Origin of the sequence: Microcystis sp. M20BS1 (assembly GCF_020245305.1) — a bacterium.
Classification (GTDB): Bacteria; Cyanobacteriota; Cyanobacteriia; order Cyanobacteriales; family Microcystaceae; genus Microcystis; species Microcystis ichthyoblabe_A.
Genome location: NZ_JADBUZ010000047.1, coordinates 1 through 10,039, shown reverse-complemented (window position 1 = coordinate 10,039; position 10,039 = coordinate 1). Strand labels below are relative to the sequence as shown.

The following is a 10,039-nucleotide window of genomic DNA, read 5'->3' as shown; positions in this document are numbered from 1 at the left end:
CCTTTTATTGTGAATCTCTCCTGCTGTTTTAACATCTCTTTTAAGCAGAGAAACCAGATTTTTTCAATATTCAGAATTTCCAGCTTTAAAAATCTTTTTAGTTTTTTTCTCCGACTCTCAAACAGGATTGGTATTGGCAGTGCTTCTGCTAATATCTCTAACTTAGCTTGCTTTAGTATTTGCCAGGTTCCAACTATCATTAACAACAGTAGATATCTGGCTCGTCCCAGTTCATTTTCTAACACTTTCTGGTATAGTTCACTTATCATTTTCGTTATTTAGGTCATATATGGTAAATATGACTTATCTTTTTTTGGAGTCCGTATCTGTATTCCGTGCTACATAAGCTTTTCAGCTTGCTTGTCCCCCTGTCAGCTAAGAGGGTTTTGCCAACTCCGGGTACATCTTCCAGGAGAGCGTGGCCACCACTGAGTAAGGCCACCAGCACAATGCGAATCGATTCGGTTTGGCCGACGATGCTCTGGCTCAAATTTTCCATCAAAATATCAATAGCGTCTCTCATAACACAAATGGGGTATTTTGTCAAGAAGATTGATGTTAATTTTTTTGATCTTAACGATTCTTTTCCCAATTTGCCCACACTAGCGAGGAAAGTTGACAGACAATGGCGGGAAATTTTCTTTTAGGGAGCTAATCAGGGTTAGGGTGGCGAGCAGGGAGAAAATTAGTTAAGAATTGTTGCCAGTGGGCGAAATTAAGATTTTCAGTCGGTTCAGTCTGATAAAATCGAGAGGAATTTCTCTTAATCGATGAAGATGAAAGCCAGTTCGCTCGTTTTTAGTCTTGTTTTAGGCATCGCAGCCAGTACATTAACCAATAGTTTGCCCGAAAATTTGACTTTCAATTCTCGGAAAATATTGGCTCAAGATCAGGCTCCTTCCTGTCCTCTTCCTCCAGATATTGCCATCACTTTTCGCAATAGTGAATGTCAGGCAGTTACCCTAGAAAAACCCCAGACTTTTTTCCGTTATTATAGTGACGAAAATTACAAAAAAGGTCGTTTTCTGACCACGGATCAATATACCACCAATGTGGAAGTGATCAGGAATTTAGCCCTCGATCAAAAGTGGAATCCTCCCAATCAAGCGACCAAAGTAATATCGGTGACTTTACCTGCGGGAACAACGGTTTATCAAGGAATTGTCGCCCCCCAGAATCCGGCTGATTGTTATCCCGGTGGTGGTCAGCAAACTTTTATTAAAGACTCGCGAGATGCCAATATACAATGGGGAGAGGGACGAGCAATAACGGTTACATCTCTTTCCTGTCGCTAGAATATTATGGAAACGAACATGAGGGAATTAATTCAATCAATTGACCAAGCTATTACCGTGGCCGAACAGATGCGAGAAACAGAAAGATCGACTCGGATTGAGGGTTTAATTTCTGTCCTAAAAACCATCAAAAGTCAGGCTTTAGCTGGTCAATTACCACCGTCTCAAGGCATTGTTACCCTAGGATTAGCGCGAGAAGTAGCTGATTGGATCGATCCCCTCGATTCTCCTTTATTGAAAGCGGTGGGTAAAGTAGAAAGAGAATATCAAAAATATTAGAAGTTGTCGGTTACAGAAGTTAAAATTAACCGAGAGCGATCGCAGTCTATCTCGATCTGATTTTTTAATCGATCGAGAGAATTAAATTTCTGTTCTGGTCGCAGGAATTGCACTAAATCCATCGTTAAAATACGATCATATACATTGCCCGACCAATCCAATAAATGGATTTCCACACTGATAGTTTTTCCCTCGATTGTGGGACGATAACCGATATTCATAACTGCTGGTAAGCGAGAACCATCGAGATGCACCCAACCGCAATAAACCCCCAGTCGCGGCAATAATTTATCGGGAGGAACCTGTAGATTAGCGGTATGAAAACCTAATGTTCTGCCCAGCTGTTGCCCGATGACCACGCGACCGGTTAAACTGTAGGGACGACCTAACATTTGCCCAGCTTGCTGAACGTTTCCTGCTGCCAAAGCTTGACGAATTAGGGAACTACTAATTCGACCCGTCCCACAGTTTTTTAAAGCAACAATCTCGACTTTAATGTTAAATTGAGAGGCGATCTGTAATAAATCTTCGGCTGTACCTTGACGACGATAACCGAAGCGAAAATCTTGACCAACACTGATCGATTTAGCCTGTAATTTTGCTACTAAAATCTGTTCGATAAAAGCCAAGGGAGTCAGGGAAGCTAATTGAGCAGAAAAAGGCAGTAAAACTAATTGTTTAACGCCTAAATTCTCCAAAACCTCCACCTTTTCCCCTAGAGGAGTTAATAACTGCCATTTTTCTCCCGTAAAAAATTCCCGCGGGTGGGGAGTAAAACTAACAACGGTGGGATAAGCGGGTTCATCCTGAAAAATTGGCTGTAGGACGGTTTGATGACCTAGGTGCAAACCATCAAAGTTACCAAGAGCGATCGCACTAGGGGCTAAAATACGGGTATTAGGGGAATCTACAATCCACACGCTGGCTTTAAGAACAGATACAAGAGAATAATTCAAGCGATTAATCTTGAGTGTAGCCTTTTGATTTTATATCAATCGGGCGATCAAGCCAAAAAAGGCCCCCAATCCCTTGGAGGCTTTTTCAAAGAAAAATAACTGTCATTAACCTTCGGCTAATTTCAGATCCCGCAGGGAGCTAATATCCACTTGAATCGATGGCCCCATGGAGGAAGAAACATAAACTGTACGCCAGTAACGACCTTTTGCCCCGGAAGGACGGTTTCTGTCCACCGTTTCCTGCAAAGCTTTCAAATTGACTAACAGATCCTCGGCGCTAAAAGAAGCTTTACCAAATTGAACGTGAACGATCCCGGTGCGATCAGCCCGGAATTCTAATTTACCCGCTTTAAACTCAGAGATTGCCCCCGTTAAATCCGTGGTTACGGTTCCCCCTTTCGGTGAGGGCATTAAACCCCGTGGACCGAGTTGACGACCTAATTTAGCCACTTTCGGCATCATATCGGGGGTGGCGATTAACACCTCGAAATCCATCATCCCCTTGGCGATTTCTTCGATTAATTCTTCTGAACCAACGATATCGGCCCCAGCATTGTTCGCTTCCTGCACCTGTTCCCCGCGAGTAATCACCGCTACCCGCACCGTGCGTCCGGTTCCTTTGGGTAAACTTACCGTTGTCCGCAGTTGTTGGTCGGTATATTTAGGATCGATACCTAAACGAATATGAGCTTCGGCGGTTTCGTCGAATTTCGCCGTCGCTAATTCCTTTAATAATGTTAGTGCCTCTAATGGCTCGTAGGCTTTATTTTCTACCTTAGCCTGGGCATCTCGCAAACGTCGTGAAACTTTTTTTACCATCTGATTTGTTGCTCCTTGGGTAATAACGAAGCTTAACTTCTCCCCGTAATAAGATTTAATCTGAGATCTTGACACCCATATTTCTGGCCGTTCCTGCCACAATATTCATGGCCGCTTCGATGTCGTTAGCGTTAAGATCGGGCATTTTAGTCTGGGCGATTTCGCGTAATTGGTCGCGGGTAATGGTGGCGACAAATTTCTTGTTAGGTTCGTTGGAACCTCTTTCTACACCGGCCGCTTTACGGATGAGAACGGAAGCGGGGGGAGTTTTGAGGACAAAGGTAAAACTCCGATCCTCAAAAACGGAAATTTCCACAGGGATGATCATCCCAGCCTGATCGGCGGTTTTAGCGTTGTAATCTTTACAAAACGCCATAATATTCACCCCGTGTTGACCTAAAGCAGGACCGACCGGAGGAGCAGGGTTAGCCTTACCAGCAGGTAAAGCTAGTTTAATAATTGCGACGACTTTTTTAGCCATGATTTAGTTTTGTTTTTCGACTTGATTAAATTCCAATTCGACCGGGGTATCCCGACCAAAAATGGAGAGCAGGGCCTTGAGTTTGCCGCGCTCGGGACTAACTTCGATCACTTCCCCTTCAAAGTCCTTAAATGGACCGGATAGAACCAAGATTTGATCGCCAACTTCCATATTGATTTTGACGACGGGTTCTTGAATCTGAGCTTGTTTGAAGATGCGATCGACTTCTGACATACTCAAGGGTAGCGGGGTGACGTGACCACGGCCGCGTCCGTAGTGGCGTTTTTGTTCGGCCCCGACAAAGTTGATCACATGGGGGGTGTTTTTCACCACCTGCCAAGCGTCATCATCCATGATCATTCTGATCAGGACATAACCGGGGAAGACTTTTTCCTCACCGTGTTGCCGTGAACCATCCTTGCGGACTTTGACGGTGGCCGCTTGGGGAATCTGGACTTGCAGAATGCGATCGGCCACATCGAGGGTGTGGATGCGCTGTTCCAAATTAGCTTTGACCCGTTTCTCACAACCGGAAGCCACCTGCACGGCATACCAACGGGGTTTTTTCGGTAGGCCGCTAAGATTGAGTTCTTCGGGAAACTGCTCTTCTTCTAGATTCATGGGAACACCTTCCCCGCACCCCAGGCAAAGAATTTATCGATTAGATAGATGAGAGTGGCTACCAAAGTCACCATTAACATCACCGCCGCCGATTCGCTCAAAAGTTGCTGACGGGAAGGCCAGACGACTTTGGCGAGTTCTTCTTTGGTTTCATTGACGAATTCCTTGACCTGAAAGGAGCTTCCCTCTTTCTTGTCGCTCGCGTCTTTTTCTAGGGTTTCTTTTTTGGCCACGATCGCTACTCCTTAAAATGATACTCAAGCTATCCTTAACTTATCATTTTCACCGGACAACCCACACTAACCCTCAGACATTTAGATCATGTCCTTTGCAATTATCGGCTTGGTGATTACCAAACGCGCCCTGGAGGACTTGAACCCCCGACATCAGGTTTTGGAGACCTGCGTTCTACCAACTGAACTAAGAGCGCCCATTCGCTAAACTATTGGGCTTTTTTAAGGCCTTTATTTATTATAGCGTAGTTGTTGGCGATTAAGCAACTTTCTTGGTTAGGCTGTCGCCGGAAATTTTTTAGAGAGGGCGATCGAAACGTTCTTGGACCCTGGTGGCTTTGCCAACCCGATCGCGCAGATAGTAGAGTTTCGCCCGGCGTACTTTACCACGACGGATGATCTTGATATTGGCAACCCGGGGCGAGTGGAGCAGGAAAACTCTTTCTACTCCCACACCCTGGAAGACTTTGCGTACTGTAATCGTTTCGTTGATACCGCCATGGCGTTTGGCGATGACAATACCCTCGTAGGGCTGAATCCGCTCTTTATCTCCTTCAACGATTCGCACCCCTACCCGGATCGTGTCACCGACATGGATAATGGGCAGATCGCTCTTGAGATACTCGGCTTCGATTGATTTGATAATCTCTTCCGTTTTCATCGGCTTTCGTAAAACTGACAATTTCTCATCATACCATATTTTTTTAAGTACAGCCTTTCTCGTCTAAATGAAATATGCTCTAAACGGGATTAGGGACTTGCGCTTTGATAATGTATCTTTTGGGCGAACGCAGTTCGCCCCTACATTGTGGACAAAATCCGTTACTGTAGAAGTGCCAGGAACCTGCGCCCTCCGATCGCTCAAGTGTGCTGATCACCCTAAGTAGGGGGAAGTCCTTCGAGAGTCCCCGCAGCTAAGGGACTTACGCTTTGATAATATGCTATCTAGCTGGTCTGATTTTTCTACAGAGCGATTTTCTGGCTGGGATATTATTCCCAAGCAAGTCCCCCACGTCCAGCTTATAGTAGTAGCCAACAACCCCGACGAGCAAGCCATTTGCGCCCAATACCTGCGCCATAATCGCGTCAGATACTTTGCTTTGATCTAAGATTGAGTCAGCAATATCTAATTTGGAGTCTCAGGCAATGGAAATAATTCTCGCTGCGTTGGCTGCTGGTGCGGTTGCTGCTGCTAAGGATACGGCAGGAACAGCCGTTAAGGATGCTTATGAGAGTTTAAAAGCGTTGATTAAGAAGAAATTTGCAGAAAAAGGGAAAACAGATGATAGTGATATCGTCGATAAACATGAGAAAAAACCAGATTCAGAGGGGGTAAAAACACTGCTCAAAGAAGAGTTACTTGAAGCAAAAATTGATAGAGATGCAGAGGTTATTAAGACAGCAGAAGAATTACTTAAGCAATTAAAACCTGAAGAATTTGCCGCAGGTAAGTATAATATTAATGTTGGTGATGATATTAAAGGAATGGTGGGAGATGGTACTTTTAAGGGAATTGCAGGAGATATTAGTGGTGGAAATATTAGTCAGAAGATTAATTAGTTGAGGATTATTTAGGAGGGAAATTTATGTCAATTACTGTTGAGGTAGAACTTAAAGATTTTCTAATTCAAATCAATCAAAAGTTAGACAATCTTCAAAAAGATGTTACTGATATTAAGATTGAACTTAGTGAAGTTAAAGGTGAAATTAAGCGTCTGGAGGAAAAAATTGATGGTGTCGAGAAGCGTCTGGAGGAAAAAATTGATGGTGTCGAGAAGCGTCTAGAGGGAAAAATTGATGGTATTGAGAAGCGTTTAGAGGGAAAAAATGATGGCGTGGAAAAGCGCTTAGAGAATCAAGAGTTTGTCAGTCGAGGGATTTTAGTCGCTTTAATTGTAACGATTTTAGGCGGTTTGGCTAAATTGTTTGGTTTAGTAGGAAGTCCTTAAAAATTGCTAATTCTAAAACTGCAATTTAAAGTTAACTTGAAAAGAATAATTTTGGGGTAGCAAAAATGACTGATAAAAGTTATTATTCAGAAATAGGAGGTGATGTTAAAGGTCTTATCGGTGATGGTGAATTTAAGGGAATTGCAGGTGATATTAGTGGCGGTGTAATCAATCAATATATTATCACCCAAAAGTCAGGAGTTGAGATTCAGTCTCAACCTTTAATTACGGGTTCACCTTATTTGGGTTTAAGGAAGTTTGAAGTAGATGATAAGGATAGGTTTTTTGGGCGAGATAATTGGATTATTGAGTTAACTGATTATTTAAAGCAAAAGAATGTTTTACTGCTTTTAGGTGCGTCGGGAAGTGGTAAATCTTCTCTCGTGCAAGCGGGTTTAATTCCTAAGTTAAAGGATGATTTTGGCGCAAATAGATTGGTTAATTTAACTTTTGTTCCTGATGTTAATCCCTTTGAGTCTTTTTATGGTTGTCTTTTAGGGAATAGATATACACAATCCCAAGCAAAGTTAGCACAAGCTGTTAAGGAAGATACTTTAATTAAGGTGGTTGAAGGATTAAAAAATAATTCTGATTTATGGTTTATTTTTATTGACCAATTTGAGGAATTATTTACTCGTACACCGAAAACTGAAAGAGATATTTTCATTAAAAGTTTGATTAAATTAATTGAAAAGAATGATAGTTTAGTTAAAATTGTGATGACGATGAGGGCGGATTTTTTAGATAAATTAAGTCCTTATCCCAGTTTAGGAAAAATCCATGATCAGTATAGCAAGATGTTAACGGATATGGATGAAAGTGAGTTAAGATTAGCTATTGCTGAACCGGCGGCGAGAAATGGGGTAATTTTTGAAAAGGGATTAATTAATCAAATTGTTGCGGATTTTTATGAACAGGCTGGCTCTTTACCTCTGTTACAATATACGTTAGATTTATTGTGGGAAAAAGATCATATTCAAGAGCGGGTTTTAAATAATAAGATTTATCAAGAGATTGGTGGGGTAACGGGTGCGCTAGAAAAACAAGCGGATAAAATTTATAGTCAATTTAATGAACAGCAAAGGAAAGCAGCAGAGGAAATTTTTCTAGAGTTAATTAGTTTAGAAGGGGAAAAAGCGGTTAGCAGAAGGGCGGATAAATCGAGTTTTGAACAGGAGGAAATGCAAAGGGAGGTTCTCTATCAATTGATAGATAATCGTCTTTTGGTGAGTAAGGGAGAAGACGGGAAAGCAACGGTTGAGGTGGCACATGAGGCGTTATTACGTTCTTGGAAAGTGTTACAGGATTTAATTCGAGAAAAAGAGGAGATAATTGTTCTGAGAAGTCGTTTATATGCTGATGCTAAACAGTGGGATGATTTACAGAAGCAAGATGCAGTAAAAGCGAGTAGTGAGCTTTGGGGAGGTTCTAAACTGAAAAGGATTGTCAATCTTATCAAAGAAAAATCACTTTCTAATTTAGATGATGTAGCCGTAAAATTTATTAAAGCTAGTTATCACTATCAAAAGCAACGAGAAAAAATCGAAGCAGAAAGAAAACGGCGCGAAGTTGATACAGAACTTAGTTTAGCAAATTCTCTCAGTGGTTATTCTTTGCATCTCTTTAATGAAGAGGGAAAAGAATTAGATGCTATTGTTGAAGCGATTAAGGCAGGAAAAATTTTGCAGAAACACAACGCAAGCAACACGAAGGTAATTGATGCTTTGCAGAAGATTCTGGTTGAAGGAAGGGAATCTAATCGCTTAGTAGGGCATAATGGCAGTGTCAATAGTGTGAGTTTTAGCTCCGACGGCAAGACTTTGGTGAGCGGTAGTGAAGACAAGACAATCAAACTGTGGAATGTAGAGACAGGGGAAGAAATCCGCACTCTCTCTGGGCATAATGGGGATGTCCTTAGCGTTAATTTTAGTCCCGACGGCAAGACTTTGGTGAGCGGTAGTGATGACAACACCATCAAACTCTGGAATGTAGAAACAGGCAAAGAAATCCGCACCCTCAAGGGACATGATAGCTATGTCTTAAGTGTTAATTTTAGTCCCGACGGCAAGACTTTGGTGAGCGGTAGTGGTGACGCGACCATCAAACTCTGGAATGTAGAAACAGGCCAAGAAATCCTCACCCTCAAGGGGCATTATAGCCGTGTCACAAGCGTTAATTTTAGTCCCGACGGCAAGACTTTGGTGAGCGGTAGTTATGACAACACCATCAAACTCTGGAATGTAGAAACAGGCCAAGAAATCCGCACCCTCAAGGGGCATGATCTCGTTGTCATAAGCGTTAATTTTAGTCCCGACGGCAAGACTTTGGTGAGCGGTAGTTATGACAACACCATCAAACTCTGGAATGTAGAAACAGGCAAAGAAATCCGCACCCTCAAGGGGCATGATCGCGTTGTCTATAGCGTTAATTTTAGTCCCGACGGCAAGACTTTGGTGAGCGGTAGTGGTGACAACACCATCAAACTCTTGAATGTAGAAACAGGCCAAGAAATCCGCACCCTCAAGGGGCATGATAGCGGTCTCATAAGCGTTAATTTTAGTCCCGACGGCAAGACTTTGGTGAGCGGTAGTTGGGACGGGACTATCAAACTCTGGAATGGGTCAACAGGCCAAGAAATCCGCACCCTCAAGGGGCATGATAACTTTGTCTATAGCGTTAATTTTAGTCCCGACGGCAAGACATTGGTGAGCGGTAGTGAGGACAACACCATCAAACTCTGGAATGTAGAAACAGGCCAAGAAATCCGCACCCTCAAGGGGCATTATAGCCGTGTCAGAAGCGTTAATTTTAGTCCCGACGGCAAGACTTTGGTGAGCGGTAGTTGGGACGGGACTATCAAACTCTGGAATGTAGAAACAGGCCAAGAAATCCTCACCCTCAAGGGGCATGAAAGCCCTGTCATAAGCGTTAATTTTAGTCCCGACGGCAAAACTTTGGTGAGCGGTAGTTGGGACGAGACAATCAAACTGTGGAATGTAGAGACAGGCCAAGAAATCCGCACCCTCAAGGGGCATGATAACTTTGTCTATAGCGTTAATTTTAGTCCCGACGGCAAGACTTTGGTGAGCGGTAGTGAGGACAACACAATTAAACTGTGGAATGGAAACAATGGCTGGGATTTAGATGCTTTAATGGAGCGTAGTTGCGATTGGGTGCGGGTTTATTTGCACAATCCTAATTCTGATGTTAGGGAGGAGGATAGGCATTTGTGTGATGGGATTTGATCCCCCCCTGCCCCCCTTAAAAAGCTATCCATTAGTCAGATCTTTCTTAACAAAAAGAGAAGAAACTTAAAAAAAGGGGAAACGATTGATAGGTATAGTTTTGAAAGAAGGAATTAAGGTGGAGGTAAGCAAAAAAATGGAGAAATGGGCAGCCCAAGAAT

12 protein-coding genes, 1 tRNA gene and 2 pseudogenes are annotated in these 10,039 nt (G+C 42.8%); 6 read left to right on the top strand and 9 right to left on the bottom strand.

Translation table 11 applies throughout. The features are described from left to right. A pseudogene (locus tag IM507_RS05195) lies at nucleotides 1-245 on the bottom strand (IS4 family transposase); the annotation flags it as partial. A 128-nt stretch (nucleotides 246-373) separates the two neighbouring features. Beyond that, a pseudogene (locus IM507_RS05190) lies at nucleotides 374-523 on the bottom strand (AAA family ATPase); the annotation flags it as partial. Between the two features lie 253 nt (nucleotides 524-776). Here IM507_RS05190 and IM507_RS05185 point away from each other — a divergent pair. Together IM507_RS05185 and IM507_RS05180 are read left to right on the top strand one after the other, a co-directional pair. Continuing rightward, complete coding sequence (locus IM507_RS05185) at nucleotides 777-1,295, top strand: hypothetical protein (RefSeq protein WP_002737967.1); 519 nt, start codon at nucleotides 777-779, stop codon at nucleotides 1,293-1,295. Between the two features lie 6 nt (nucleotides 1,296-1,301). Continuing rightward, a complete protein-coding gene (locus tag IM507_RS05180; RefSeq protein ID WP_184891183.1) occupies nucleotides 1,302-1,574 on the top strand; it encodes a hypothetical protein in 273 nt (90 codons plus the stop codon). On the opposite strand, the gene IM507_RS05175 is transcribed toward IM507_RS05180, so the two are convergent. From IM507_RS05175 to rplS, 7 genes are all read right to left on the bottom strand, one after another. Beyond that, complete coding sequence (locus tag IM507_RS05175; RefSeq protein WP_123230268.1) at nucleotides 1,571-2,494, bottom strand: bifunctional riboflavin kinase/FAD synthetase; 924 nt, start codon at nucleotides 2,492-2,494, stop codon at nucleotides 1,571-1,573. The two genes, IM507_RS05180 and IM507_RS05175, sit on opposite strands and share 4 nt — an antisense overlap. Before the next feature lie 141 nt (nucleotides 2,495-2,635). Beyond that, nucleotides 2,636-3,349, bottom strand: a complete 714-nt coding sequence (rplA, locus tag IM507_RS05170; protein WP_002737132.1) for a 50S ribosomal protein L1 — start codon at nucleotides 3,347-3,349, stop codon at nucleotides 2,636-2,638. A gap of 55 nt (nucleotides 3,350-3,404) precedes the next feature. Beyond that, on the bottom strand, nucleotides 3,405-3,830 hold the full coding sequence (gene rplK / locus IM507_RS05165) for a 50S ribosomal protein L11 (RefSeq protein ID WP_002735897.1): 426 nt from the start codon (nucleotides 3,828-3,830) through the stop codon (nucleotides 3,405-3,407). Nucleotides 3,831-3,833: 3 nt separating this feature from the next. Then, nucleotides 3,834-4,451: a transcription termination/antitermination protein NusG gene (gene nusG / locus IM507_RS05160; protein ID WP_002735925.1), complete on the bottom strand. Its 618-nt coding sequence runs from the start codon at nucleotides 4,449-4,451 to the stop codon at nucleotides 3,834-3,836. Next, the gene (gene secE / locus IM507_RS05155) at nucleotides 4,448-4,684 is read right to left on the bottom strand and encodes a preprotein translocase subunit SecE (RefSeq protein WP_002737505.1); all 237 of its coding nucleotides are present in this window, start codon (nucleotides 4,682-4,684) and stop codon (nucleotides 4,448-4,450) included. The genes nusG and secE overlap by 4 nt, the downstream gene beginning before the upstream one ends. A 124-nt stretch (nucleotides 4,685-4,808) precedes the next feature. Then, a tRNA-Trp gene (locus IM507_RS05150) sits at nucleotides 4,809-4,881 on the bottom strand. Nucleotides 4,882-4,982: 101 nt separating this feature from the next. Continuing rightward, a complete protein-coding gene (gene rplS, locus IM507_RS05145; protein WP_002754314.1) occupies nucleotides 4,983-5,345 on the bottom strand; it encodes a 50S ribosomal protein L19 in 363 nt (120 codons plus the stop codon). Between the two features lie 277 nt (nucleotides 5,346-5,622). On the opposite strand from rplS, the gene IM507_RS05140 reads away from it, so the two are divergent. From IM507_RS05140 to IM507_RS05125, 4 genes are all read left to right on the top strand, one after another. Then, entirely contained in the window at nucleotides 5,623-5,793 is a 171-nt protein-coding gene (locus tag IM507_RS05140; protein ID WP_172963158.1) for a hypothetical protein, read from the top strand. A 37-nt stretch (nucleotides 5,794-5,830) separates the two neighbouring features. Continuing rightward, nucleotides 5,831-6,244: a hypothetical protein gene (locus IM507_RS05135; protein ID WP_123230264.1), complete on the top strand. Its 414-nt coding sequence runs from the start codon at nucleotides 5,831-5,833 to the stop codon at nucleotides 6,242-6,244. Nucleotides 6,245-6,270: 26 nt separating this feature from the next. Further along, the gene (locus tag IM507_RS05130) at nucleotides 6,271-6,633 is read left to right on the top strand and encodes a coiled-coil domain-containing protein (RefSeq protein ID WP_123230265.1); all 363 of its coding nucleotides are present in this window, start codon (nucleotides 6,271-6,273) and stop codon (nucleotides 6,631-6,633) included. A gap of 65 nt (nucleotides 6,634-6,698) precedes the next feature. Beyond that, the gene (locus tag IM507_RS05125; protein ID WP_287636738.1) at nucleotides 6,699-9,878 is read left to right on the top strand and encodes an nSTAND1 domain-containing NTPase; all 3,180 of its coding nucleotides are present in this window, start codon (nucleotides 6,699-6,701) and stop codon (nucleotides 9,876-9,878) included. Nucleotides 9,879-10,039: the final 161 nt, after the last annotated feature.